Raw genomic sequence first — 24,886 nt, forward strand, 5'->3', positions numbered from 1 at the left:
CCCTGGCGCACCGCGCACCGCACTCGCGGCCGACACGACCGTGACCGTCTGCGCGCTGTCCCACTGCCGATCAAGGAGTCCGCGATGAACCTACCCACACCCACGGCCACGTCCAGGGCCGTCGTCACGGGGGCCTCCTCCGGTATCGGCGTCGCCTTGGCCGAAGAGCTTGCGCGCCTGGGCCACTCGCTGATCCTGGTAGCCCGGCGCGAAGACCGGCTGCGCGAGCTGGCCACGCTGCTCACTGCCCGCCATGGCATCGAGGCCGAGATCCGTGGCGTGGACCTGTCCGACGGCGGCGAGCGCGGAAAACTGTGCGACGAGTTGTCCGTTCGGGATATCGCGGTGCTGTGCAACAACGCCGGGTTCGCCACCTACGGCGAGCTGGCGAACGCGGATCCGGCTCGCGAGCGCCAGCAGGTCGCACTGAATTCGGTTGCGGTGCACGATCTCACGTTGGCTGTGCTGCCCGGCATGCTGGAGCGGGACACCGGCGCGATTCTGATCACCGGCTCCACCGCCGGTAATCAGCCCGGTCCGGGAAATGCCACCTACGCGGCCACCAAGGCGTTCGCCAACACGCTCGCCGAATCGGTGCATGCCGAGCTCGCGGGCACCGGGGTCAGCTGCACGCTGCTCGCGCCCGGGCCGGTGCGCACCGAGTACGCCGAGGTCGCCGAGGTCCCGAATCTGGACAAGCTGGTTCCGGGGCCCCTGTGGGTGAGCGCGGAACAGGCTGCTCGGGAAGCAATTTCGGGCCTGGCCGCTGGTCGCCGACGCGTGGTGCCGGGGGCCTTCGCGAAGGTGCAGACGATCAGCGGCCAGTACACCCCGCGTGCGCTGATCGGCCCGATCCTGCGCACCGTCTACCGAAAGGTGAAGTGATCATGGGTTGGGAACCCGCCATCCGGACGATGGGCCGCTCGATCGGCGAGGATCTGCGTCGAGCGCTGGCGATCGGCGATCCACGCCGCAGCCTCTACCGCGACGCCCATTACTTCAGCGCCACAGTCGAAATCGATCCCGAGCGCATGAAGCAGTGGCTGCCCGCCGGAGTCCAGCTGACCGAACCGGCGCGCGCGGATCTGTTCACCGCGTGCTTCCCGGACAATAACTTCGAGTCACCGGGCTACCACGAGGCCGGGCTGTTCGTGCACATCAAGACCGTGCAGGGCACCGGAATCCATTGTCCCTGGATGATTCTCGACGATGATGTGGCCCTGATCATCGGCCGTGAACTGCTCGGCTATCCGAAGAAGCTCGGCGAGGTCGACTGGACGCTCACCGATTCCGAGATCCACGCCACCGCCACCCGCCGCGGGCACAAGCTGCTCGGCATGGGTGGACGGCTGGGCGAGGTGATCGCCGATCCGCCGCCGATCCTGGCCCGCCCGCATCGCAATGTCGTCGGTCTCGGCGGACTGTTCCCGTCCTGGCTGGTGGGCTTCACCCCGCGCGAGAGTGTGGTGGAGGTGCGCCGTATCGAGGACTTCTATCTCGAAGTCCAAGGCTCCGAACGTGATCCGCTCGACCAGATGGGCATCGGCCGTGTCCTCGAGGCGCGCCTGCACCGGGTCGACCTGCTGGGCGTGTGGGTTCCGCCGATTCCGCTGCGCCCACTCACCCCGCTGTTCACCATGACTCGCATGCGGCCGCGGATCCTGTGACCGCGTCGACCATCGCACCCAGGAGGCTCGCATGAGCATCGCCGACCGCCTCGCCACCGAACCGATCGCCATTCCGCGCCCGGCCGCCACCGCGCCGTTCGCCCGCATCGACACCTTCGACAAGGCGCTGGCCGCGACCGGCGGTTTCGGTGCCCGGCTGCGCGCGGTGCGCACGGCCGCACTGGATTTCAAACGCGAGTTCGCCGCCACCGGCCGCCCGGACTCGGTGCGCACCCACGATCTGATCTCGCTGCCGTACCCGACCCGCTACGGGTTGTTCCGGGCCGCGATCAGCCCGACGCCGTTCCTCACCATCAGCAACCGCATGCTCATCGTGCGCTGGACCGAGACCGACGGCACCCGGCGTACCCTGCTGTTCGAACCGAGCGACCACGAACTCGATTCCTACACACCGTATTTCGCGGAACTCGACAAGATGGTCCCGGGACCGCTGCGCGGGCTGTTCGTGACCGAGCACTCCGATGTGCTCACCGCGTGCCGCCAGGCCGGGGTGGATCCGGCCGAGGTCGACTACCTCGCCTTCGACCACCTGCACACCCAGGACGTGCGCCGCTGGCTGGGCACCACCCGGCCGCAGCCCGACATCAGCCCGGACAAGCCGGTGGCGGCGGCCTTCCCGAATGCCAAGCTGCTCGCCCAGCGCGACGAGCTCGAGGCCATGGCGGATCTGCACCCGTTCCAGCGGCCCTGGTATCAGCCCGGTACCTTCGTCGATCTGCCGCCGGAGCAGATCCTGCCGCTCGACGGCAGCGTGCTGCTCGGTCCGGGTGTCGCGCTGATCCGCACACCCGGCCACGCCATGGGCAATCAGTCACTGGTGCTCAATACCGACACCGGTATCTGGGCGATCAGCGAAAACGCCATCGCCACCGAATGTCTCACCCCCGAGCGTTCCCGCATCCCCGGCCTCGCGCACACGGCGAAATCCTGGGGGCACGAGGTGATCCTGAACGCCAATACCCTCGAGACCACCTACGAGCAGTACAACTCGCTCGTCATCGAGAAGACAATCGTGGATGTGTCCCAACAGGATTCCAGGTTCCTGCAGTTCTTCCCCTCCAGCGAGCTGACCGGTGCGCTGCTCAACCCCGGCACCTCGCCCACCTTCACCCACCGCGCCATCCGGCACGGCTGACCTCCAGGCGGTATCCATGACCACCGCGTCCTCCCCGGGTTTCTTCGCCGGGCTGCTGAATCCGGCTAATCGCGCCGATCCGTATCCGCTCTACGACCGCATGCGCGAGCACGGTCCGGTGCGGCTCGGCGGCGGTCCGGTGGTCGTGCTGACCTCCTATCGGGATTGTGCGACGGTGCTGCGGCATCCGGCGGCGGTGGTGGATCGGCGGCACGCGGCGCTGCCGCTGGGGCCGACACCGACCCACGATCTGGCCGGGGAGCGGGCGGCGGAACTCGCGGGGACGCATTCGTTCCTGTTCCGGGACGCGCCCGATCACACGCGGTTACGGCGGCTGGTGGCCAAGGCGTTCACTCCGGCGGTGGTGCGTGCGATGGCCCCGCGGATCACCGCCATCGCCGATGCCGCACTGGATCGTGCCGCCGAGCGCGGGCGGCTGGATGTGGTGGCGGATCTGGCGTATCCGCTGCCGATCACGGTGATCTGCGAGCTGCTCGGGGTGCCGGTCGAGGACGAGCCGCGGTTGCGGGCTTGGTCGAGCATGCTGGCGCGCACGCTCGATCCGGTGTCGGGGACGGCTGTCACCGGCCGGCCCGACCCTGCCGAGTTGGTGCGGGCCAATAACGAGGTGCACGAGTACTTCGAACTATTGGCCCGCGCCCGGCGACGGCGACCCGGCGATGATCTGCTGTCCGCGTTGATCGCGGCGGAGGAGTCCGGTGACGCGCTGACCCACGACGAGCTCATCGCTACCTGCGGCTTGCTGCTCATCGCGGGGCATGAGACCACCGTCAACTTGATCGCCAATGCCACCCTCGCATTGCTGGGTCACCGCCATCACCTGGCCATCCTGCGCACCGCCGGAGCCTTCGCCGGGCCGGTGATCGAGGAGACACTGCGTTATGACCCGCCGGTGCAGCTGGTGCCGCGCATTGCCCGCGACGCGATCTCGTTGCCGGACATCGAGATCGCCTCGGGCGACATGATCGTCATGCTGCTCGCCGCCGCCAACCGCGATCCGGAGATGTTCGACGATCCGGGGCGCTTCGACCCGGCCCGCGAGAACCGGCACCTGGCCTTCGGGCTCGGCCAGCACTTCTGCCTGGGCGCGCCGCTCGCCCGGCTCGAGGCCGATATCGCCCTGACCCGTTTCGCCCGCCGGGTGCGTGAGCCCAGACTGACCGGGCAGCCACCGTATCGGGAGCACGTGACGCTGCGCGGTCCGTCAGCGATCCCGTTGTCCTACAAGGAAATACTGCCCGCTAACGCCGATTCATGAGCGCGGTCAGAGCGGTGGTGTCGGTGGTGCGCGAGCCACCCGCGAAAGCCAGTGCGGCGAACGAGCGTTCGGCCGCTTCCGGATGCCCTGCGCCGCAGGCGTCGGTCACCATGATGGGCAGGTAGCCGAGGTCGGTGGCGTGGCGCACCGTCGGTTCGATGCCGACCTCCATGGCGATCCCGGCGACGGCGAAGGCACCGATCCCCAAGTCCCGCAGGGCGATATCGAGCGGGGTGCCCGCGAATGCCGACATGGTGATCTTGTCGAGGACCACGTCGTCCGGGCCGGGGGCCAGCTCCGGCACGATCTGGTACTGCGGCGAGCCCTGCGGGAAGGACGCCCGGACCTGACCCGGGTCGTCCAGGTGCTGCCACTCCATGGCCGTGCGCAGCTGCGAGATCCCCGCCGCGGCGGGCGGCAGGGACATGTGGCGGGTGTAGAAGACGCGAAACCCGTTCGCATGCGCCGCATCCCGCAGTTCGAGGCATGATTTCACGATGCGCTCGCCCTCGGCGAGCTGACGTACGATGCCGACCTGCATGTCGTAGATCAGCACCGCCATCCGCTCGGGATGGCAAGCGTCCTCGACGGTTTGCGGAATCGTCAATCCGTAAGCGTGTCGCATGCTGCCCTCACGCGGTGCGGTCGTAGGGTTCCGCGACATCCACCGACGCGTCCATCAACGCCTCGAGCGGCAATGGCGCCATCACCGGAATGCATGTCCACTCCAGGAATCCCTTCTTGGTGAGCGGGAAGTCGTCGATGTACCGCCGAGCCTCCTCGACGGTGTCCACCTCGAACACGATGACCACCCCGGGCTCGTCGGCCCGCGCGTAGTTCTCCCGCACGATCCCCGCCTTCCACAACCGCCAGACATTGGCGACCTCTTCCGGCAGGAACGGGGTGATGGTCTCGAGTGTGACGCCGGGCTTGAACTTGTCGAATGTAATGACCTTCATGGGAATTCATGTAAGCCCGATGATTACATCGTTACAAGTGCTTACTTTTAAGTGAGTAGCGCCTTCTGTTCTGCCGAAAGACCGCCCAGCCAGCCGGGTTTTACCGGGTGTGACTGGCAGGATGCGTGCTATGAAACCTGCCCGGATTGCCGTCTTCGCCTGCAGCATGGCCGCTGCCGCCACCGCCGTCGCCGGATGCTCCTCCAGCGACGCCGGCAAGGCTGCGCCGACGTCCGTACCGGCGACCACCACGAAGGCCACCTCGACCATGGCCGGCTTCCCCGAGCCGCCGCCGTACACGCTCGACATCCAAGGCAAGGACATCCGCGTCGCCACGACCAGCGCGGACCCGACCGACCTACTCAACACCTACAACCAGGTGGCACGAACCCTTCAGGTCTCGCTACCCGAGGGTGGCTACTTCGTACAAATCAACTGCGCGACCGGCGGTACGGACAACCGCCTGGCCAACGGCACCCTCGCCTTCGGCAAGCAGGGCCTGGCGCAGATCGGTGGCGTCGGAAAATTCGAGGGCGCCGTGCCCGGAGCGCACTGCCCGTAACTCGCTGGGCGATTCGGATATCGGCTCGAGCTTTTGGGGCATGTGCCCGGAATCCCTTCGCGGATAGGCTCGCTCGATGCCTCGAGGAGCCGACATCCGTTGCCTCCTCCTGATCGAAAGAGAGATCGATGCCCACGATTCCGTGGATGACAGTCGGTACCCCGGCCTCGGCCGAGGTTCAGTGCATGGCCTCGCGCCTCGAGGTCGAGAATCTGCGCAGCGCACCCGGCTTCCTCATGGCTTCATTGGCGCTGTGGTGGCAGGCTCGCCGTTCCCCCGGAGCGCTGGGTGTGGCGTTGAAGGCGGAGATGTTCAAGGGCGTCTTCTGGACCTACTCGGCGTGGGAGAACAAGGCAGCGATCTATGCCTACGCGGGTGCCGAGCCCCATAAGTCGACGGTGGCGCGCAAGCGGAAAGTCATGCGGGAAGCGACCTTCGTGTTCTTCGACGCGCCGGTCGTCGAGTTGCCCCTGTCGTGGGACGAGATCCGCCGCCGAATCGCCGAACAACGCGACTCGGCGCAATCCGGCCATTAGCTCCGCGACCGCCGTCGACTATTTTCATCGCGTAGTCATCGGGCCGGTTCGGGAGGTTTCGCACGTGGAGGAGTCGCATACGACCATTGCCGGTTACTTGCGGGAGCGTCGGGAGGCGGCGCGGTTGACCCGAGCGGAGCTGGCCCACAAGGCGAATGTGTCCGAGGCGCTGATCCAGAAGCTCGAGCAAGGTACCCGACCACCGACCTCCACCGCGCTCGGCGCACTGTTCCGCGCCCTCGATATCCCGGCGGTCTACCGCGAGTACGCCGCGACCGTGCTGCAGCCCGAGCTGACCACGGTAACCGGCGGCGACTCCGGCCCCAGCCCCGGCGAACTCGCCTTCCTGGCGAGCCTGCCGCACCCGGCGTGTTACCAGACCGCCCCCGCCCAGGACCTGATCGCCGCCAATACCGCCTACCTGCAAGCATTTCCAGGATTGGAACCCGGCGCCAACATCATGGCGTGGATGCTGCTGGACCCACGCGCCCGCCAGGTCGTCGAGGACTGGAACCGCGAGGCCCACATCATGGTCCAGGCATTCCGATACATGGCCCCCGGCCTCACCCCACCCGAACGCATCGACCAGATCACCCACCAGTGCGCGCAATCCCCCGACTGGCAACGCCTATGGTCAACCGACATCGATCCCACACGAATGGATTGGCGACCAGTCCGTATCCGACCGATCGACGGCAGCAAGTGGACAAGCATGCACGTCCAACTCCTGCGCTGCGAACAACCGCGCCGCGAGTGGTACGTCTACTCGATGGTCCCCCTCGAAGCCGAAGACCAGCAGCAAGCACCCTGAATTCATCAGACCGCGGTGAAGACGTTCGGCCCGTTGATCTTCGGGTTCAGCGTTCGGGCTCAATTTGAGAGTCGAATGAGCAGCCGCAGAACCAGTGTTCGATCCCGTCGACTTCGGACCAGCCGGTGGGTTCGGCCATGCGTATCCGGTCGCGCGTGACGAGCACCTTGGTAATCCCACCGCATTCGTGGAACAGGATCAGCTCGACATTGCGGCCCCATGACGGATTTTCGTTCAACACCCGCTGCAGGTCGAGAAAGAGCGGATCATCCTTGGAGCCGTAAAACTTGCTCTCGAAGCGACTCGCGATCGGCAGGCGAGACAATCCGTCTCCGTCCTTGCCGAAGTGCAGCTCAGGATGGGCCTCGACGAACCAGAACGGCAACGCAGAAGGCAGATCCTCAGAGATCACCACAGTTCTAAACCCCACACCGACCCCTCGCCTCGTCTCGTATCTTCCGTCGCCAGAAATAGGTAGCCCACCCGACCAAACAGTCGCCACGGCGAGTATGCCCGGCAACTTCCTCCGAAACTCGGCAATTCAGCACGTTCGCACAGCCCCGAATAGCCACGGCCGGCTGATCCGACGTCCCCGCGCGTGCGCCATGAAGATCAGGGAGCACTCATTGCGGAATTTTGTCCACTTTCCCTCGCTGACAGCTCCCTGATCTTGTCGCTGCCGACCCACCTGAAGGAATGCGGGTGATTTTCAGGAGGTCCCTCGCGGCAGTGTCGGCCCACCAGTGGCCAGACCGAACGACCCTGTAGGCGGCATGAGCGTGCATTGCCGACAGCCGTACGGCGCTCTGCCCATTGATCTTCCACGGCCCGCGTTGCCGGTTTGGTCACCCGGTCAACGGCAGAACCGGAGGTCCAACACGTCCATGCTGTGCCGCATTGCCTACCTGGATCTATGCGCTCGATTCAGCCATGGGGGTCGACCCTCACACCGTCGAAGGTGCCGATGACGCCGAGATCGATGCGATGACAGCCGACCAAAACGCGCCGACGGTGCCGGCCGCCGCTCGCGAGGTAATCCGGCCTGATCGGACGTGACCCAGGACGATATTCAGGGTCGTAAGCGCGATTTCTGGCCGGTTCGAGCAGCCGTCAGGGGGAGGTTCCGGCGTCGTAACTTGTTGCGGCGCTGCGGACTTGGTCGACGTAGACGCTCGAGTGGTTGTAGGCGTATATCGCGGTGCGCCAGGCGTGGCCGGTGGCGAGGTTTCCGCCTGAGGCACACAGGTAGCGGCCTGCCGCGAGTGCGGCGTCGTCGATATTGTCGGGACTACCCGACAGTGCGGTGGCGGTGACCGGGGTGGCGTTCTGTAGTGCGGTGGCCAACGTTTGGTAGTCGACGTCGGCGCGCGTGCCCCAGCGCTGCCACGTGTCGGGGATGAACTGGAACGGTCCCATAGCCCGCGCGTAGACCGTGCGGCCCGCGTGGGCGGTGGCGACGGGATCGGTGATGACGGCGTTGCCGCCGGTGCCGTCGAGAGCGATACCCCGGATCGGGGGCGCGACCGTGCCGTCGGCGGCGATGAGCGCCCCGCCGAATCGGGCATGGTTGCTTTCGATGCGCGCGATCCCGGCCAGGGTGGTCCAGCCCAGGTGGCAGCCCGGCTGGGCTCGGGCCATGACCACCGTCGCGTACCCGTAGGCCTGCACCGCCCGCACCGGGATCCCTGATCGGGCGGCTCGCGTCTGCGCCCAGTCGCGGAGTTGATCGATCGGGTGGCTCGCGGCGTCGAGCCGGATCGCGGGCAGCCGGCCTCCCGCCCCTGGTGGCGGTGCGTCGGGGGGCTGCGCGTTGTGTGGATACAGGGTGCCGACCAGGGCGGCCAGGGCGAGCACCGCGGCGGTGTAGGCGACCCTCACGCCGCGCCCGGTCGTCCTATCGGCCTGGTCGGTCATGGACGCTCCTCGGAATTCGTTGTCGTCACCAATGTTTCGGCTGCGCGCACTCATCCGCACGGGCGCGGTTGGTTGGGCGTGGTGGTCGGCTTCGGCGAGGTGGTCTTGCTCGGCGCAGCCGGGGTCGTCGTGCCGGTTTTGGGCGGCACCGTCGTCGGGTGCAGTGTCGTCGTCGCCGGCGGGTGCGCGATGGTCGGTGTCGAGGTCGCCGAGGCGCGCCTGACTGTCGTCGGGCAACTCGTCGTCGTGACCGGCGGCATCGCGGTCGTCGTGGTCGGCGGCAACACAGTCGTGGTCTTCGGCAATGCGGTCGTGGTCGGCGGCAGCGTGGTCGTGGTCGGCGGCACCGTAGTCACCGGTGTCGCGACCACCGTCGTAGTCGGCGGCGGTGTGTCGCTCGTCGCCGCAATGGTCGTCGCGATGACCGGGGGTTGGACGACGATGACGGTGCTGGGACCGGCTGTCACCGTGACGGTCGAGATGGTCGTGTACGGGACCTGGGTGCCAGGGTCGGGCTGGTACGACGGGAAACTCGGCAAACCTCCACCGAGGGTCGCGTTCGCGCTGACGGTGATCGAGAAACTCGGTGTATCCACGGTGGTGGTCGGGACGCTGGTGACCGTAGTCGTGATCGGGGTGTCGGCGGTCGTCGTCGGGTCGGTGCTGACCTCCGGTGTCGAAGGCAGTGCGGTCTCGACGTCGGTTGTCGTGGTGTCGGTGGGGACGGGTATGTCACTGGGTGTGAGGGACACCTCGGCCATATCGACGCTCTGAATCTGCCCGTACTGAGTGGTCACAGCGTCGAGGGCGGAGGTTTCCCCGGTGTCGGTGGAGGCGGCGATATTGCCGACGGTGTCGTCGCCGCGCGAATCGGCGGCCAAGACGACCACCACGATCAGAATCAGCAGCAAGCCGGTGGCCGCGGCGTGGGGACCGCGGCGCCGAACGCGTTCCTCCGGAATGTATTTCGACGGTGGGGTGGTGTCGGGTGTTTTCACCGGCGATCGCTTTCTACTGCACGACGAGCGAGAGCAAGGGTGGAGGTTGCTCGGCGCGCGGACCGAGCAACGTTCAGCCTTGTGGGATGAGGGTCAGCACGAGCCTCCCGGCGGGGGTGGCGTGGTGGGGGTTGTCGTGACGGGTGCGTCGGTGACGGTGACGGTGATGGTCTGGGTGGTGCTGCCCTGGGATGCGGTCAGGGTGTGGCTACCCGACTTGGTGGGCGTCCAGGTGGTGGTGGCCATGCCTTTGAGTGAGTTCGGCGTGACGCCACCGGCAGGGCCGAGGTTTTGGCCGTTGTCGGCGAAGAAGACCGACAGGCCGATGGTGGAACCGCTGACCGTGGCGGTGATGGTGTAGGTCCGGTTGGTCTGCAGGTTCTGGTCGGAGACCGACAGGGACACGACGTCAGCGGAGGACGGTATGGCAAGCGCGACGGTGGCGGCGGCGACGGCCAGTCCGATGCCGAAGCGCCGATAGTGTGTGATGCGCATCGAAATTCTCCTAGAACTGATCGGTGGCGATGATTTTCTCGATATTGCGTTCGGCGAGCGCCGTGATGGTGACGAACGGATTTACTCCGACACTGCCGGGAATCAGTGATCCGTCGGTGACGTAGAGCCCCGGATATCCTTTGAGCCGTCCGTAATTGTCGGTGGACTGATTGAGCAGGCAGCCGCCGAGCGGATGGTAGGTGAAGAAGTCACCCCATATCCTGTTGCCGCCGAAGAGGTCGTACCGGTAGATCGTCCCCGCACTGGCGTTGATCTTGTCGAAGACGGCTTTCGCTTGGTCGATCGAGGGCTGGGTCATGCCCGCCGTCCAATTCAGGTCGACACCCCCGGTGGTCGAATTGAAGGCGAAATTGGCGCGGTTCGGGTTCTTCGTGATGGCGAGGTACAGATTGGCGAAGGTTTCGATGCCTGCCGGGAACGGGGTTATTTCGGCGAATACCGAATTGGCGTCCCACGCGTCGATGCCCATGCAGGGCACCGTGGATTGGCTGGTACCGGTGGCGTCCCAGCCCGCCCGGCCGACCATTACGTTGCCGTTGTTTCCCCAGCCGGTGCCGACCGTGCAGTCCAGATGCGGCAGCTTGTTCTGGCTTTTCATCGAGACCAGCAGTTTGCTGGTGCCGACACTGCCCGCGGCGAAGAACACCTTGTCGGCGGTGACGGTCTTGGTGGCGACTGTTTTGCCGTTGACGTCGGACTGGGTGATGGTGACGGTGTAGCCGGAGCCGCTGGCGGGAGTGACGGCGGTGACGGTGTGCAGGGGCGAGATGGACAGGTTGCCGGTGGCGGAGGCGGTGGCCAGATAGGTTTTGTCGACGGATTTCTTGCCGTAGTCGTTGCCGTAGAGCAGTTGTCCGCCCAGTGCCGAGGTCGGCACGCTGCCCGCGTCTTCCTGTTTCATGTAGTTGAAGTCGTAGACGTTGTCGACGAAGACGGTGTTGAATCCGGCCTTGTTGGCGACGTCGCGACTGACGCGGGCGAACTGGTACCACTTGGTGGAGTTGAACCAGTTCTGGTCGATGCTGTTGACCTGCAGGCCGGCTTTGGCGCGGGGGTAGTACTTGGCGTACATCTCGCCCATGTCGACCGAGGGCAGGATGGTCTGGATGTAGGACTGTTTGGGGACCACGGCCATGCCGCCGTTGACCAGTGAGCCACCTCCGACGCCGCGGCCCTGGTAGACGCGCATGGCCGCGAAGTCTTCGGCGTCGAGGATGCCCGCGTCGCTGGGGACGCTCTTGTCGATCGGGAAGCCAAGGACATTGCTGATGGGCTGTTCGGTCTTGGTCTTGAACCAGTAGGAGCGGCCGTCGGGGTTGAGCAGGGTGGGATGGATCTTGCCGTCGGATCCCGGGGTGATCCAGTTCTGTCCCTTCTCCACCATCGCGACTTTCTTGCCCGCTTGGGTGAGTCGTAGCGCGGTGACCGCGCCGCCGTAGCCGGAGCCGATGATCAGGTTGGGGACGTGGTCGCCGTCGCTGATCGTGTTCGGTGCCGCCGAGGCCTTGGCCGTGAGCTGGGCGGGCATGAGTGCCATCGCGCCCGCTGCGCCTGCCGCCAGGCCCGCGGCCGCCAGAAAACTCCGGCGCGAAACCGACGAGCCGAACTGCTTGTTATGCGGCGTGCCTTGCATAGAAATACCTTCCGAATCGAGGCCGGTGAATCTGACCTCCGTAACGCCGCACACGATATCCATTGAAAAGAACATGTTTCAACTGTGTGAAAATATTTCGGTGATATCAAAATGAGAATGGGCACGGCTCATAACCCCGCGTCCCACCCTCAATAAATACGAAACAAGTGGCGAAACTGTACTCGATCACCACATGCCGTGTCAGCGGATTGAAAAATATCCGGCGCCAGGGGTATGGACTGACATCGGGAACCAATTCATTGACACGACGTCCCAAAGGAAATCAATTACCGATTTCGAGCGCACACGTGAATTACTGTCGTGAACGATTTATGTGCGGTACTCAGTTGGATGCGGCATGCCCGGCGGCGCGGAACTCCCCGGGCGACATCCCGGTCTCGTCCTGGAACGCCCGATAGAACTGCCGCTCGCTGCCGAACCCGCAGCGCGCCGCGACGGCCGCGATCGTCGCCGACCCGGTCAGCAGCAGTGTGCGCGCGTGCGCCAGCCGCACCCGCCGCAACGCCGCCACCACACCGCCGTCTGCCTCCGTCGCGCGATACAGCGTGCTGCGCGAGAGCGAGCAAGCCGCCGCGATGCGCTCCACACTCAGCCCCGAATCAGCGAAATGCTCCCGCAGATACGCGAGTACCCGTTCGCGAGCCTGCGCCATCGCGGGCCCTTCCAGCGGGCGTTCGCCGGAGATCAGGGACACGACCGAGGCGAGCAGGTCCACGGTGTGGTTGCCCATGGCAATGCGGTCGGCGGCGTAATCGTCGGGCAGCGCAGCCACCGCACGGCAGTACCCGGCCGCGATCGCGGCGGCACCGGCACCCGGCAGCGACAGCGGCTGCGCGAACAACCCGGCGAAACGCTCCTGCGCGAGTCCGGTGCGCGCCAACAGCATCGACCACGGGACCTGCACGATGGCCGTGGCGCAGTAGTTCTCGATCCGGAAGATGGTCGGCCGGTCGGTCGAGATCAGCACGAATGAGCCTGCGGTCAGCGCCATCTCGCGCCAGTCCTCGCCGACCACCAGCGCCGAGCCCGCGGTGGGGGCGATGGCCACCACGTAGCGGCCCTCGGTGCGGGCGACATGGTGTGCGGTGCGACGACCCTGCAGGCCGCCGCCGCGCCCGGTCCCGATCCGCAATCCGCCCGCCGCCACCACCGAGGAGAAACTCCCGGAAAACGATCTACCCGCCAACGGCTCCACCGCGATCGGCACCACGTCGCTGCTGAGTAAGGTCTCCCACTGCGCCAAAGACGCTGCGGCAGGAAGATTCTGTCGGGACATGTAGTGCGGTACCGCCTGTTTCGCTCACACCCGCCCGCAGGCGGCCGGGTGCTGGACACCGTACCGGACGACCGGGGTTCAGTGGTGGTGTGTCGCAACCGTTCCGGCCGATATCGATCGGCGAATCCTGCAGTTTGCGTCGGGCAAGCCGGACGACAACCACGCCACCTCATCGGCTTTCGCCGACAACTCGTGATCAACCAAATCGCCGACGGTGATCTCGAAGCCGCTCGCACGCCGGCTGGACGGATCGATCGATGAATCCAGAGAAGGTTTCGATGATGAAACCCGGTCCGATGCGATTGTCGGCGGTTACCTGCTGGGCTGCTTGCCATACAGGGAACTGTTCGCATTGTGGCTGGCCATCGGCGAGCACAAGACTCTCGACCGTATCCGCAAGGCCATCAGAACCCCCTCCTACCGTCGAGACCTGACCGTTCTGCCGCGCGATCTCCAACCACGCCGAATGGGCTGACCGCAAGGCGCTCGCCGCGGCGTTCCTCAGAGCCCGACTACCTGAGATAGCCGCCCGAGTTCACCTCCAGCCGTTGATCTTCCGCAGGTGGGTCTGGCCGGTCGAAACGCGCTGCGCTTTGTACCCGATTGCGCAGGTGTCCTCACCTGGTAGGTGCGAACTGGTGACCTTTGCCATGGTGTGAAGCCCGTCCGGCTGGTGGGATATGTTGGCGCGATGCCGTACTTGCAGCGCGAGGGACAGGTTTTCATCCTCCAGTTGGGTAACCGGGGTGAGCGCGATACCGAGAACCGGTTTCATCCGGATTGGGTTGGCGAAATGGAGGCCCTGCTCGATGAGGTCGCTGCGGGCTCTGGTCCTTGCGGGCTGGTCACGATCGGTGACGGGAAGTTCTACTCCACCGGCTTCGATGTGGAGTGGGCTGCGCGAAACCCGGAGCGGATCAACGAGAATGTTGCCGATCTGCTGCGGTTGTTCGCCCGAATTCTCACACTGCCGATACCGACCGTCGCCGCGATCAATGGTCATGCCTACGGCGCCGGGGCTTTTCTCGCTGTCGCACATGATCACCGGATAATGCGCGGTGATCGTGGCTATGTGTGTTTTCCCGGCGTCACGCTCGGCGTCAACTACGCTCCCGGGATGGTGGAGCTGGCACAGTCGCAGTTGCCGCTACCTGTGGCTCGTCGCGCCTTGGTCACCGGGCACCGCTACGGCGGGACGGAAGCGATGACGGCGGGCTTGGTCGACTCGGTCGCCGATGAGCACGATCTCCTGAAATCCGCTGTGGAGTATGCGCAGAGTCTGGCTGCGACCAGCGGGCCCGCCCTCGGCCACGTCAAGTCGTCGCTCTATCGCAATGCCACCGCGGCCCTGCTCGGATCTGTCGCGGAATACAACCACGATTCCGCTGCGGGCTGAGGGACCGCACCTATCGCACCGAACCCGGCATGAGCGGACGGTCTTGTGCCGCAGCGCCACCGCGGCCGACTGGCTCCCGCGTCGGCCGGTTCGGTCAGCGCGGTATGCGGCAATGCAGGATTGTTTGTATGGCACCTGGTCACCAGTCCCTGAAAGACGTCCTCATCGCCGGACTCACCGCGACGATCACCGACGCGGAGCAGTGGGCCGCGTCCAATCCGCCATACCCGACCCCCACGGTGATGATCCCTCTGCGTGAGCAGATCCTGCGAGAGCTCGACGCTCGGCTCCCTGAGAACAGCGAGGGGCCGCCGAGCGTGATGACGGTGCTGGGCCCGGTGCAGTCATATCGCAGCCAGGTGAAGCTGATGCACCTCTCGCACGGCGTTTTCGGATTCGGGGAGGCGACGTGCGCGCTGATCGCGGTCGGGGCGCTGACAACGGAGCAGATAGAGGAGATTGCTCCGTTCCTGCCACAGCACATCGGCTTTCGCCGACAACTCGTGCTCAACCAAATCGCCGACGGTGATCTCGAAGCCGCTCGCACGCTGGCTGGACGGATCGATGACGGGTACGGCTGGCGCTCCTTCCGGGATATCGGCATCGAGCTCGCCCGCCGCGGCGATGCGCGAAGCTTTTCGCCGATTGGAAACACTATGCGGCCGGTCAGGAACGCGCCGATATGACCAGGCTCAAAGAACAACTGGTCGCAGGTGTTGCTCGGCGGCACGGACGGCAAGCAGCCCAGCAGGTAACCGCCGACAAACGCATCGGACCGGGCTTCGTCATCGAAACCTTCTCTGGATTCATCGACGCGGCCGATGTCGAGGGGCTCCAGCGCGTATTGTCCGGCGCCGCAGCAGGAATCCTGCCCGAACTCGATGAGCTCACGGTGCTGTCCGCGACCCTGCGAGCCGCCACCCCACGCAATCCCGAATACGATCACCCACTGCTGGATACGGTCGTTGACCGTCTCATCGCCATCGACCCGACAACCGACAGGGCCACGATGCGCCGTCGCGACGGGGAACTGTTCGCATTGTGGCCGGCCATCGGCGAACAGAAGACTCTCGACCGCATCCGCAAGGCCGTCCGAACCCCCGCCTACCGTCGAGACCTGACCGTCCTGCCGCGCGATCTCCAACCACCCCGAATGAGCTGACCGCCAGGTGCTCACCGCGGCGTTCCTCGGAGCCCGACTACCTGCGATAGCCTCGGCCCGTTGGCCTTCGGACGTGCCGAGGAGCAATCGGGGCCTTGCTGGATCGGATCACCAAGCCCCGGGAGGATCGGGCGAAACATTCACGGGCTGTGGGCAACTCATCCGCGGGAGAACAATGGCGCTTGCTCTAGAGGCCGGCGGACCGTCTCGGCGTGTCCACTGTGTTAGGGAACAGACCAATAAGATTCGTTTTACAATCTGGGCAGTTCAATGCTGGATAGCAGTTGCAGGCGCGACAGGTCCAATAGTAAGTCTTGTAATAGGACACCTTTTGGCCCACTTCCCTTATCGCCCCGACGGTTTCGCAGTTGGAGCACGCGATGTCGCTGACCGTAACCCCCCGCTTGCACTTCGGACAGCCGGTTGCACGCGAGGCCGACCGCTCGACCGCCTGTCTCTCCTGCTCGGCGTCCGACTTCTCCTTCTTGCCGGCGAGCATCGCAAGAATGACGAAAAGGGCAATACCGCCGCCGATACAAACGGCGCCAACGATGAGTTCCACGACGTGGCAGCTTTCGTGAGGCGTTGTGTGCCGACAAATGTACGCCGATCCGATGGCACGGATCCGAAGATCTAGTCAACTGCAACGATGCCCGACACGATGGAACCCCAGGCCGCGCAAGGCAGCCGGGAGCGGCAGCCGAGTCGTACGCTGTCGGGGACGTCAGTATCGTGGTTGATGTTCGACATGTGCTTGGACCAGCGAGACACGATCGGCACGGCTGGTTGATCTTTCGCGTCCCGCGCCGGCCGATCCAGTTAGCGCAGCATGCGGCATTTCCGGACACTCACACCCGCTCATGCATCACCAGAATGCGTTGGGGTACAAGTCTTCTCGATAATTGCGTTCCAGCATGCATGCTCGTCGAGCATCCGGGACTCGGCATACAGCGCAGCCTTTGGGGATAGCTGCGCACTGTGGGGCCGAAATCTGGGTCGGAGTGACGAGCGGCGGCACCGTGGGTGGTGCCGCCGCGTGCTGGGTGGAGTGGCGGGTGTCGGCGGGTCAGACCGCAGTGGAGTGTCCGACGGCGACGTTGCCGGAGGCGGTGTGCGCGTGGACTTCCACGACGTTGGTCTTGCTCTGGGCCGGATCAACCGGTCCCAGTTGGGTGTTCATCGCGCCGCCCAGGGTGTTGGACTCCACGGTCGCCGCACTGCCCGGGTGGATTCCGACGCGTACATCGCCGACGGAAGTTTCCAGGCGCAGCACGCCGCGCACCGCGTCCCCAATAGTGATGTCGCCCTTGGCGATCTTCGCGGTTACCGCCGCAACCACTCGATCGATCACGATCTCGCCCATAGCCACCTCCACACTGCTCTCACCGAATTCGCCGGCCGTATGGAACTTTCCGTGCGCGAGGTTCCCGTGGACCCGAGACCCGGCAGGCACCTCGATGATCACATCGACCGAGCCTTTACCGGATGACGGCCCGATCACCTTCCACCCCTTCGACATCTTCACGCCGAGGCCACCCGCGCCGAATTCCACCTTCAACTGCTCCGCAGCCTTCACATCGTCTTTCTTCCCGGCATCGGCCGGCCGAACCTCGACGACCGTGTCGATCCGGTCGGAGGCGATAACGCTGACGGTCCCGGCGCCAACCTCGAGGGTGATATCGATCGGTGCGGGGGTCTGGAAAACGGTCATGTCTCTGTACTCCTCATTCGCTGCTGCGTTGTTGATGTGAGTACTGTCGCCGCCCCGGCTGATACCGCCCTGACACCAACCTGACACGCCCGCTGACACCGATTCACCCAGGTAAGGCGGGTCCCGTCGCGTGTCGGCGTCAGGTGGACGACGGTCGGCATGGAGGCACAGACATCAGGAGAACAAGCTTCTTCATGTCCCCCGACAACCACCGCGCCCGTGCCCTCGGCCGCGAACTCATCAACACCCACAACCGGCTTCGCCGCGAACTCCGGCGAGTCAGCCAGGAACTCGAAGAACACAACGGCGGTTCCATACGCCCCCTGCGCGACCTACGCGCCCACTGCCTCACCTTCTGCCAAGCAGTCACCGACCACCACACCGGCGAAGACACGACAGTCTTCCCCGTTCTGGCCCAACAGTTTCCAGACCTCGCGCCGGTCCTCACCGAACTCGCCGCCGACCATCGCCTGATCGCCGACATCCTCACCAGAATGACCGAACTGCTCACCGACGTCTCCACCGACAATCTCGCGGCCGTGCGATCCGAGATCAGCGGCCTCACCGCCATTGTCGAATCCCATTTCCAATGGGAGGAACGCCGCATCACCACCGCCCTCGACAGGCTGCCCCCCACCGACCATCCCGAGATCGAATGGTCGCGCACGGACTCACGCTGACCGATCGCCGACCGCTCGCGGGTGCCGCCGACCTTCCGCGAGACAGTAGACATCGCAATGTGTCGCCATGACCTCGATGTCCTGCTCGCTCATATGATCCACAGCGGGCAGGAACACGGCATCGACGCCTTCGCGCATGATCCGGCTGACCATTCGAATGTAATTGCCCTCCCGGCGGTCATCCTCGAAAAACGTTGCTGACCAGCTGAATCCGAGGCGCGCGGCCTCGCGCATCATGGCGTCCTCGTCCAGCCTGACATTCTCACCGGAGGCTGCACGCAGGATGAATCCGAACGCCTTCATCGTGCGACCCCGGCGTACTCCCGGTATTCCGGCTTGAAGATCACGAGACGCCCGCGTTCGGTCGATCGCCAGCGCGCGGGCCCGTGGAGCGTCGCGACCACGAGGCCGGACCGTGCAAGCCGCAACAACGCCCGACGGATCGAGGTTTCAGGGAGTCTGGTCTCACGACCCAGTTCGCGCACGGTGAGCGCTGCAGCAGCTTTCGAAGTCGGCAGTGCACCAAGCACTTTCGCCTCCGGTTCGGTCAGCGCCATTGCTTCCCCTCACGATCACTGACGAGCAAAGTGGCCTATGCCACTGAATAGTAAGTGGCATAGGCCAGTAACGGAATGGCTCCGCAGCGTTTTGAGGATGACTCGCGGGGATCGACTACAGGTCGACGGAGTATTCCTGCTCGAATGCCCAGCGTTCAGGAGGGTAGACGGCCTCGTCGAACTGAACCGCTACGTCGGATGCGTCATAGGCGACCAACCTGTGGACCAGCACAGGCGAGGGATCCGGCAAACCGAGTGCGGCACATTCATCCTCGGACGCGAAGCGGGAACAACCTCGATCGCGTGCGTACGCTGCTCGAATCCCTGCAGCCTTGGCCAGATAGCCAAGCGTGCCATGACCGACACGTTCACCGAGCAGAAGCCTCGGGGCTGAAGTTGCGAGTTCAGCTGGGAACCAAGACGTCGACAACTCGATGCGGCCGCCCGTCTCGCTGCTGATGATCCGTTGTCGCTTGATGACCCGGCTACCCGAAGGACGACCGAGGGCCTCCGTCACATAATCGGGGCCGTCGACAATGCCGACAAACGGAAATTCGACGTCCTCGGCGTCGGAGTAGGCGGTGCCGAGCGTCGCGGCACGCTCGAGGCGTTCGCGAGCCCGTGGGGCAGCGTGCGGCTCGCGCACGAAAGTCCCTGAGCCCTGGCGTGATTCGACCAGTCCGTCCTGACGCAGTGCCTGCAGCGCCTTGGCCGCCGTCGGCCTGGCAACCTTCCACGTGGCAGCCAGCTCACGCTCGGACGGAACCTCGGCACCGGGCCGTAGATCGCCTCGGATGATCTGATCTTTCAGGTAGCCGAAGATCTGTTTGTACTTCGGCAATACCTCTTGGATCTCAGGCAACCCGGACACCTCCGTCAACTACCATAGGCCACTAGCCACTATACGGACCGAGGCCGGGAGACGATGGGCACTGCCCTAGCCGTTGCTGCGGGTGGCGGCGGTGATGCGATCACCGCCGCCATGCTCGCGACCGCGATGCCCGAGCTGCAGGTCGCCACGATCATGAGCTACTCGTGGGACCGATTCATGATCGACCCGACGCCCGGACCAAGGAACCGACGCGACTTCTTCGGCCTGATCGAGCGTGGCGGCGTATGCCAGATTCCGGAGACGGCCGGGCTGCGAATGGGCGAATCCACACTGCCGCCGCTGGCGCGGTCTCTCGCTTATCCACTACTGCTGCTCGAGGCTGAGGGCGGCGCTGCCGGCATGGGCGAGCTGATGCGGCTTGCCGCAGCCGAATTCGACGCTGATGAGCTGTTGGTCATCGACGTTGGCGGCGACATCGTCGCCGAAGGCCATGAGGCATCGCTCCGTAGCCCGCTGGCCGACTCGCTGGCCCTGGCTGCCGCGATCCGATCAGGTATCCCCACCCGCGTACTGATCGCCGGGCCCGGTCTCGACGGCGAGCTGTCACCGGGCGAAGTGCGCGCACAGATCGACGTGCTCGGCGGCCATCAGGTTTGCGAACTGACTCCGGCCGATGCCACTCCGTTCGAAGACATCTGGACCTGGCACCCCTCGGAGGCAACAGCATTGCTGGCGGCGGCGGCAGGCGGGTGGCGTGGTCTCGTCGAGACTCAACGCGATGCGCTGGTTGAGCTCGCCGATGACGCGACCCGCATCTTCGAAGTGGACGCTCGCAGGCTGACAGAGTCCTCGCTCGCCGGGCCCTTGTTGTCGACGACCAGCCTCGACCAAGCCGAGCAGACATTGCGCGAACGTCGAGGTGGCCGAAGCGAACTCGACGTCGAACGCCGACGCGCGGCAGGGGAGCGCGCCGAGGTTCGCATGCCTTCGTCGAAGTCGCTCGACATCATCGACGACCACGCGGTCCAAGCGCGCGGCCGCGGCGTCGACGCAATCACCCTGCGCCGTATCGCCGAACTCGTCCAGGCCGTTGACCCGTCCGCGACGAGGGCGTTGAGGATCCTCCTGACGGAGCAGCGCACACACAGATTTCGGCCCCCGCTCTATGAGATTGGTTCGGGTGCGGCTATTTGACGCTGCCGGCGGTTAGGCCGGCTACGAGGCGCTTTTCGATGAGGGCGAAGAGGATTACTACCGGGACTATGCCGACGGTGGAGATGGCGAAGACGTATTGCCAGGCGGTGTCGTATTGGCCGATGAATTTGGTGAGGGCTACTGAGAGGGGCTGGTTTTCGGGGGTGGTGAGGATTACCAGGCTGGCGGCGAATTCGTTCCAGCAGGAGACGAAGGCGAACACCGTTGCGGTGACGATGCCCGGCCACACCAGCGGCAGGCTTACCCGGGTCAAGATCTGCCAGCGGTTGAGGCCGTCCAACTGCGCGGCCTCCTCGACTTCGATCGGGATGCCTGCGAAGAAGCTGTGCAGGATCCATACCGCGAAGGAGAGGTTGAAGGCGCCGTTGACCAGGATCATGGCGAGCCAGGTGTCGTTGATGCCGAGGGTGAAGAATTCGCGGAGCAGGCCGGTCACGAGCACCGTTGGTTGCAGCATCTGGGTTACCAGGACCAGGCCTAGGAACAGGGTTTTGCCGGGGAAGCGGCGGCGGGCGGTGTAGTAGGCGGCGGGGATGGCGACGGTCAGTACCAGGATCGTGCCGAACACCGAGATCACCACGGTGCTCACCAGATTGAACGGGAGCGGGGTTTCGGGGGTGTGCCACATGGTGGCGTAGTTGTCGGGCCGCCAGTGCTCGGGGAGATAGGTCGGCGGGATGCGCAGGATCTCCGAGCGGGGTTTGAGTGAGCCCACCACCATCACCAGGTACGGGAGCAGGAAGATCGCCGCCAGCACCGCGCCCACGGCCGTGAGGCCCCAGCGTCGCCGCGTGGTCATCGCGCCTCCTCGCCGGCGGGCCGGATCAGCTTCACGTAGATCGCGATGATCACCAGGATCAGCACGAAGTTGAGCACGCTCATCGCCGCCGCCGTCGCGACCTGCTGATTCTGCTGAATCAGCTTGAAGGTCAACGTGGTTGTGGTGTCCGCGGAGAATCCGGCGATGCTGCCGGTCAACACCTGCAGGATGGGCAGCGAATTGAACGAGTTGATGATGTTGATGACCGTGGCGACCGCCATGGCCGGACGCAGTTGCGGCAGCGTCAGATACGCGTAGCGCTGCCACGGACTCGCCCCGTCGACGCGGCCCGCCTCATCGATGTCGGCCGGAATCGATTGCAGCCCAGCCAGAATCGTGTAGGTCGTGAACGGCACGGAGACGAACACCGCCACCCCGATGGCGACCAGGAACGCCGGTCCAGGCTCCTTGGTGAACCCGAATCCCCGATCCAGCACGCCGATATCGACGAGAAACCGGTTGGCAATCCCCACATTCGGATCCAGCATGTAGTCGAAGATGGTCGTCGTCATGACCACCGACGCCGCCCACGGCACCAGGATCGCCAGCCGCACCGCCGTGCGCCCCGGAAAATCCTTGTTCAGAAACTGTGCCAGCGCGGCGGACAGCAGCAGCGTGATCACCACGACCGCCACCACCCAAACCACCGTGTGCAGCAGGATCGACGGCAACTCGTCGATCGCGAAAAGCCTTCGGAAGTTGGCGAATCCGGCCGGACCGCGATCCTGCCCGTAGGCGCTCAGATCCCGGGTCGAGGTCCAGAACATGTAGGCGGCCGGGAAGGCCACCACCGCCGCGATGAGGATGAGCACCGGGCCGATCCACGGCAACGCCCGCAGCGTAGCCGTGGATCGATGGGAGGCGACGCCCCTCAACTCGCCGCCTGCTGAATCTGCTGCAGCACCGAAGCGGGATCCTTGCCCTGCGCGATGGTGCCGATCTGCTGCTGGATCGCCCCTTGCGCGGCACCCCACTTCGGGTTGTTGCTCGGATAGAACTTCGCCACCGACAGCGTGGAAAGGAACGCCTTGGTGACCGGATCATCGGCGAGCGCGGTAGCCCCGCTGTTGGTGGCCGAGATGAAGTGTTCGCTGCTCACGAACTTGGAATACACAGCGGCGGAATAGAAGTAGGTGAGGAACTTCTTGATCGCCGGAGCCTTCTTGCCGTCCTTCTTGAACGCCATCAGGTGATCGGCCACGCCCAGGGTGACAAGATCACCGGTCTTGGTCGGCGAGGGCGCGGTGGCGTACTTCAGGCTCGGGTTCTTGTCGGCGATCTGACTGATGGTCGGCGGCAGCCCCTCGATCATGCCGATCTGGCCCTGGATGAAGGCGTTGATCACGTCGAGCCGGTTGGTCGCGCCCGGATTCGGTTCGGTCACACCGTCATCGGCCATGGCCTTCATGGCTTTCACGCCCTCGAGGTTGGCCGGGGTGTCGACGGTGACCTGGTCACCGGCCGACCAGTCACCGCCCGCACCGAAGGTCCAGATGGAGGTTTCGCCCTGGGCTTCCTCGCTGCCCAGCGGCAGCCCGTACCCGGAGACCCCGCCGCCGAGCGCCTGGATCTTCTTGGCGGCGTCGGCGAGTTCGGCCCAGGTCTTGGGCGGCGCGGCGATACCCGCCTTGGCGAACAGGTCGGTGTTGTAGTACAGCCTGCGGGTGGACGCGAACAGCGGTAGCGCCCACTGGGTTCCACTCATGGAGGCGTTCTTGGCGAAGCCGGGCTGGATATCGCTGATCACCGAGGGGTCCACGATATCGGAGGCCGGATAGAGCTTGCCGTCGGTGGCGAAGGTCGAGTAGGCGTCGATGTTCAGGATGTCGGGCGTGCTGCGCGTGTCCTGCAGGTCGGTGCGCACCACGTTATTGATCGATTTCCAGGATTCCATCGAGAGTTTGACCGTGATGTCGGGGTTGACCTTCTGGAAGTCGTCGATGATGGCGCTCCACTCGGACTTCGTGCCGTCGCTGTAGATCGGCGCGAGGAAGGTGAGGGTGTTGGGATCCGAATCGTCGGACTTGCTCGAGCCGAAGCCACAGGCGGACATCGTCAGGACCAGGCCGGTGGTCAGCGCTACCGTGGATAGTGCGCTGCGCAGTGGACGTTTCACGTCAAGGCCTCTCAATCTGCACCCCCCGCGACACGAATCGCGGATGATTCGTTTTGTCTGAATCTAACGCGAACAGTGCCCGAATGTGATCGTTTGATCTGTAAAATTGACATGAACGGTCACTGGGTCGATGCTGGGTGGGTGTCGCCCGATGCGAATCGAATCTCCGCCCCCGCAACTCATCTGGCCGCCGAGGTGGCCACCCAGCCCGATGATTGGAGCCGCGCCGCCACCGTCGCCGCTGCCCACCGCGACCTGCTGCCCACCCCCGGCGAGCGGGTCGCCGTCCTCGGCTGCGGCACCTCACTGTTCATGGCCCGCGCCTTCGCGGCACTGCGGGAAGCGGCTGGTCACGGACTGACCGATGCCTGGCCCGCGAGCGCGGTACCCGCCGGCCGCGAGTACGACCGGTACCTGGTGATCTGCCGCTCCGGCACCACTACCGAGGTGCTGCACGCCATCTCCGCACTGCCCGAATCGATTCCGCGCACGGTGATCAGCTCCAGTCCGGGCACGCCGGCGCTGGAGCTGGCGCGGCCGATCCTCATCGACGAAGTGGACGAGCTCTCGGTCGTCCAAACCCGGTTCGCCACAACGACGCTGGCGCTGCTGCGCTGGCATCTGGGTGAGGATCTGACCCCGGTCATCGCCCAGGCCCGCGCGGTGCTGACGGAGTGGGATGCGGAGGTGTCGGCGAATGTCCGGCATGCCGAGCAGATCACGTTTGTGGGAATGGGTTTCGCGGCCGCGCTGGCCGATGAGGCGGCACTGAAACTCCGGGAGTCCGCGCGCGCCTGGACGGAGTCCTACCTCGCCACCGAATACCGGCACGGGCCGATCAGCATCGCCGGTCCGGGCCGCGCGGTATGGGCGCTCGGCACCCCGACCCCGGGCCTGGCCGACGAGATTCGAGCCACCGGAGCGCATTTCGAGCATCGGCCGCTCGACCCCATGGTCGAACTGGTCCGGGTGCACCGGCTGTGCCTGTTGCGGGCCGCCGACCTGGGATTGGATCCGGATCGCCCACGCAACCTGAGCAGATCGGTCATATTGGGCTGATGGGTGCGTG

The 24,886-nt window shown here is 65.2% G+C and carries 30 protein-coding genes; 15 read left to right on the forward strand and 15 right to left on the reverse strand.

The window, feature by feature from the left end; all coding sequences use genetic code 11:
- Nucleotides 1-84: 84 nt before the first annotated feature.
- Genes ACFXHA_RS17605 through ACFXHA_RS17620 form a run of 4 tightly spaced genes read left to right on the forward strand, consistent with a single transcriptional unit; the run spans nt 85 to nt 4,102 of the window.
- Nucleotides 85-885: an SDR family NAD(P)-dependent oxidoreductase gene (locus ACFXHA_RS17605; protein ID WP_379357813.1), complete on the forward strand. Its 801-nt coding sequence runs from the start codon at nt 85-87 to the stop codon at nt 883-885.
- Between the two features lie 2 nt (nt 886-887).
- Nucleotides 888-1,667: an acetoacetate decarboxylase family protein gene (locus ACFXHA_RS17610; protein ID WP_379357815.1), complete on the forward strand. Its 780-nt coding sequence runs from the start codon at nt 888-890 to the stop codon at nt 1,665-1,667.
- A gap of 31 nt (nt 1,668-1,698) precedes the next feature.
- Nucleotides 1,699-2,823, forward strand: coding sequence for a hypothetical protein (locus ACFXHA_RS17615; protein ID WP_379357817.1), 1,125 nt, complete (start codon nt 1,699-1,701; stop codon nt 2,821-2,823).
- 16 nt (nt 2,824-2,839) lie between these two features.
- Nucleotides 2,840-4,102 carry a cytochrome P450 gene (locus tag ACFXHA_RS17620; protein WP_379357819.1) on the forward strand — a complete coding sequence of 421 codons (1,263 nt, stop codon included), beginning with the start codon at nt 2,840-2,842 and terminating at the stop codon, nt 4,100-4,102.
- On the opposite strand, the gene ACFXHA_RS17625 is transcribed toward ACFXHA_RS17620, so the two are convergent.
- Together ACFXHA_RS17625 and ACFXHA_RS17630 are read right to left on the reverse strand one after the other, a co-directional pair.
- Entirely contained in the window at nt 4,086-4,709 is a 624-nt protein-coding gene (locus tag ACFXHA_RS17625; protein WP_379357821.1) for a cysteine hydrolase, read from the reverse strand. The genes ACFXHA_RS17620 and ACFXHA_RS17625 overlap by 17 nt on opposite strands.
- Before the next feature lie 25 nt (nt 4,710-4,734).
- Complete coding sequence (locus ACFXHA_RS17630; RefSeq protein WP_379357823.1) at nt 4,735-5,061, reverse strand: hypothetical protein; 327 nt, start codon at nt 5,059-5,061, stop codon at nt 4,735-4,737.
- Between the two features lie 130 nt (nt 5,062-5,191).
- Between ACFXHA_RS17630 and ACFXHA_RS17635 the strand changes: the two genes are divergently transcribed.
- The 3 genes from ACFXHA_RS17635 to ACFXHA_RS17645 all read left to right on the forward strand — a co-directional run bounded on the left by ACFXHA_RS17635 (nt 5,192) and on the right by ACFXHA_RS17645 (nt 6,970).
- Nucleotides 5,192-5,623 (forward strand): hypothetical protein, encoded by a 432-nt coding sequence (locus ACFXHA_RS17635; protein WP_379357825.1) that lies wholly within the window; start codon nt 5,192-5,194, stop codon nt 5,621-5,623.
- A gap of 146 nt (nt 5,624-5,769) precedes the next feature.
- Nucleotides 5,770-6,159, forward strand: a complete 390-nt coding sequence (locus tag ACFXHA_RS17640) for a hypothetical protein (RefSeq protein ID WP_379357826.1) — start codon at nt 5,770-5,772, stop codon at nt 6,157-6,159.
- A 64-nt stretch (nt 6,160-6,223) separates the two neighbouring features.
- Nucleotides 6,224-6,970 (forward strand): helix-turn-helix domain-containing protein, encoded by a 747-nt coding sequence (locus ACFXHA_RS17645; RefSeq protein WP_379357828.1) that lies wholly within the window; start codon nt 6,224-6,226, stop codon nt 6,968-6,970.
- 46 nt (nt 6,971-7,016) lie between these two features.
- Here ACFXHA_RS17645 and ACFXHA_RS17650 read toward each other — a convergent pair whose 3' ends face one another.
- Nucleotides 7,017-7,385, reverse strand: coding sequence for a hypothetical protein (locus tag ACFXHA_RS17650; RefSeq protein WP_379357830.1), 369 nt, complete (start codon nt 7,383-7,385; stop codon nt 7,017-7,019).
- Nucleotides 7,386-8,080: 695 nt separating this feature from the next.
- Nucleotides 8,081-8,884, reverse strand: coding sequence for a murein transglycosylase (locus ACFXHA_RS17655; RefSeq protein WP_379357832.1), 804 nt, complete (start codon nt 8,882-8,884; stop codon nt 8,081-8,083).
- 78 nt (nt 8,885-8,962) lie between these two features.
- Here ACFXHA_RS17655 and ACFXHA_RS17660 point away from each other — a divergent pair, with 78 nt between their 5' ends.
- Entirely contained in the window at nt 8,963-9,658 is a 696-nt protein-coding gene (locus ACFXHA_RS17660; protein ID WP_379357833.1) for a hypothetical protein, read from the forward strand.
- A gap of 317 nt (nt 9,659-9,975) precedes the next feature.
- Here ACFXHA_RS17660 and ACFXHA_RS17665 read toward each other — a convergent pair whose 3' ends face one another.
- From ACFXHA_RS17665 to ACFXHA_RS17675, 3 genes are all read right to left on the reverse strand, one after another.
- Nucleotides 9,976-10,377 carry a hypothetical protein gene (locus ACFXHA_RS17665; protein ID WP_379357835.1) on the reverse strand — a complete coding sequence of 134 codons (402 nt, stop codon included), beginning with the start codon at nt 10,375-10,377 and terminating at the stop codon, nt 9,976-9,978.
- Nucleotides 10,378-10,387: 10 nt separating this feature from the next.
- The gene (locus tag ACFXHA_RS17670) at nt 10,388-12,031 is read right to left on the reverse strand and encodes a GMC family oxidoreductase N-terminal domain-containing protein (protein WP_379357837.1); all 1,644 of its coding nucleotides are present in this window, start codon (nt 12,029-12,031) and stop codon (nt 10,388-10,390) included.
- A gap of 343 nt (nt 12,032-12,374) precedes the next feature.
- Nucleotides 12,375-13,328, reverse strand: a complete 954-nt coding sequence (locus ACFXHA_RS17675) for an AraC family transcriptional regulator (protein WP_379357839.1) — start codon at nt 13,326-13,328, stop codon at nt 12,375-12,377.
- A gap of 214 nt (nt 13,329-13,542) precedes the next feature.
- Between ACFXHA_RS17675 and ACFXHA_RS17680 the strand changes: the two genes are divergently transcribed.
- The 4 genes from ACFXHA_RS17680 (at nt 13,543) to ACFXHA_RS17695 (ending at nt 15,886) form a co-directional block, all read left to right on the forward strand.
- Complete coding sequence (locus ACFXHA_RS17680; protein ID WP_379357841.1) at nt 13,543-13,803, forward strand: hypothetical protein; 261 nt, start codon at nt 13,543-13,545, stop codon at nt 13,801-13,803.
- Nucleotides 13,804-13,956: 153 nt separating this feature from the next.
- The gene (locus ACFXHA_RS17685) at nt 13,957-14,724 is read left to right on the forward strand and encodes an enoyl-CoA hydratase-related protein (RefSeq protein ID WP_379357843.1); all 768 of its coding nucleotides are present in this window, start codon (nt 13,957-13,959) and stop codon (nt 14,722-14,724) included.
- Nucleotides 14,725-14,828: 104 nt separating this feature from the next.
- Nucleotides 14,829-15,410: a hypothetical protein gene (locus ACFXHA_RS17690; protein WP_379357845.1), complete on the forward strand. Its 582-nt coding sequence runs from the start codon at nt 14,829-14,831 to the stop codon at nt 15,408-15,410.
- Complete coding sequence (locus ACFXHA_RS17695) at nt 15,407-15,886, forward strand: hypothetical protein (protein ID WP_379357847.1); 480 nt, start codon at nt 15,407-15,409, stop codon at nt 15,884-15,886. The genes ACFXHA_RS17690 and ACFXHA_RS17695 overlap by 4 nt, the downstream gene beginning before the upstream one ends.
- Before the next feature lie 187 nt (nt 15,887-16,073).
- On the opposite strand, the gene ACFXHA_RS17700 is transcribed toward ACFXHA_RS17695, so the two are convergent.
- Nucleotides 16,074-16,448: a hypothetical protein gene (locus ACFXHA_RS17700; RefSeq protein WP_379357849.1), complete on the reverse strand. Its 375-nt coding sequence runs from the start codon at nt 16,446-16,448 to the stop codon at nt 16,074-16,076.
- A 504-nt stretch (nt 16,449-16,952) separates the two neighbouring features.
- Nucleotides 16,953-17,696: a hypothetical protein gene (locus ACFXHA_RS17705; protein ID WP_379357851.1), complete on the reverse strand. Its 744-nt coding sequence runs from the start codon at nt 17,694-17,696 to the stop codon at nt 16,953-16,955.
- Nucleotides 17,697-17,791: 95 nt separating this feature from the next.
- On the opposite strand from ACFXHA_RS17705, the gene ACFXHA_RS17710 reads away from it, so the two are divergent.
- Entirely contained in the window at nt 17,792-18,277 is a 486-nt protein-coding gene (locus ACFXHA_RS17710; protein ID WP_379357853.1) for a hemerythrin domain-containing protein, read from the forward strand.
- Here the strand turns inward: ACFXHA_RS17710 and ACFXHA_RS17715 are convergent.
- The 3 genes from ACFXHA_RS17715 to ACFXHA_RS17725 form a co-directional block, all read right to left on the reverse strand.
- Nucleotides 18,269-18,580 (reverse strand): hypothetical protein, encoded by a 312-nt coding sequence (locus ACFXHA_RS17715; RefSeq protein WP_379357854.1) that lies wholly within the window; start codon nt 18,578-18,580, stop codon nt 18,269-18,271. The two genes, ACFXHA_RS17710 and ACFXHA_RS17715, sit on opposite strands and share 9 nt — an antisense overlap.
- Entirely contained in the window at nt 18,577-18,834 is a 258-nt protein-coding gene (locus ACFXHA_RS17720) for a hypothetical protein (protein ID WP_379357856.1), read from the reverse strand. The genes ACFXHA_RS17715 and ACFXHA_RS17720 overlap by 4 nt, the downstream gene beginning before the upstream one ends.
- A 115-nt stretch (nt 18,835-18,949) precedes the next feature.
- Nucleotides 18,950-19,696 (reverse strand): GntR family transcriptional regulator, encoded by a 747-nt coding sequence (locus ACFXHA_RS17725; RefSeq protein ID WP_379357858.1) that lies wholly within the window; start codon nt 19,694-19,696, stop codon nt 18,950-18,952.
- Between the two features lie 63 nt (nt 19,697-19,759).
- On the opposite strand from ACFXHA_RS17725, the gene ACFXHA_RS17730 reads away from it, so the two are divergent.
- Complete coding sequence (locus ACFXHA_RS17730) at nt 19,760-20,860, forward strand: DUF1152 domain-containing protein (RefSeq protein WP_379357860.1); 1,101 nt, start codon at nt 19,760-19,762, stop codon at nt 20,858-20,860.
- Here ACFXHA_RS17730 and ACFXHA_RS17735 read toward each other — a convergent pair.
- From ACFXHA_RS17735 to ACFXHA_RS17745, 3 genes are read right to left on the reverse strand one after another with little or no spacing between them, the layout of a single operon-like run.
- Nucleotides 20,853-21,680 (reverse strand): carbohydrate ABC transporter permease, encoded by an 828-nt coding sequence (locus tag ACFXHA_RS17735; RefSeq protein ID WP_379357861.1) that lies wholly within the window; start codon nt 21,678-21,680, stop codon nt 20,853-20,855. The two genes, ACFXHA_RS17730 and ACFXHA_RS17735, sit on opposite strands and share 8 nt — an antisense overlap.
- Nucleotides 21,677-22,531, reverse strand: coding sequence for a carbohydrate ABC transporter permease (locus ACFXHA_RS17740; RefSeq protein WP_379357863.1), 855 nt, complete (start codon nt 22,529-22,531; stop codon nt 21,677-21,679). Before ACFXHA_RS17740 ends, ACFXHA_RS17735 begins: the two co-directional genes overlap by 4 nt.
- Nucleotides 22,532-22,572: 41 nt before the next feature.
- The gene (locus ACFXHA_RS17745) at nt 22,573-23,817 is read right to left on the reverse strand and encodes an extracellular solute-binding protein (protein WP_379357865.1); all 1,245 of its coding nucleotides are present in this window, start codon (nt 23,815-23,817) and stop codon (nt 22,573-22,575) included.
- Between the two features lie 141 nt (nt 23,818-23,958).
- Here ACFXHA_RS17745 and ACFXHA_RS17750 point away from each other — a divergent pair, with 141 nt between their 5' ends.
- The gene (locus ACFXHA_RS17750) at nt 23,959-24,876 is read left to right on the forward strand and encodes an SIS domain-containing protein (protein WP_379357867.1); all 918 of its coding nucleotides are present in this window, start codon (nt 23,959-23,961) and stop codon (nt 24,874-24,876) included.
- Nucleotides 24,877-24,886 lie beyond the last annotated feature (10 nt).

The organism is Nocardia sp. NPDC059240 (assembly GCF_042753865.1).
Taxonomy (GTDB): domain Bacteria; phylum Actinomycetota; class Actinomycetes; order Mycobacteriales; family Mycobacteriaceae; genus Nocardia.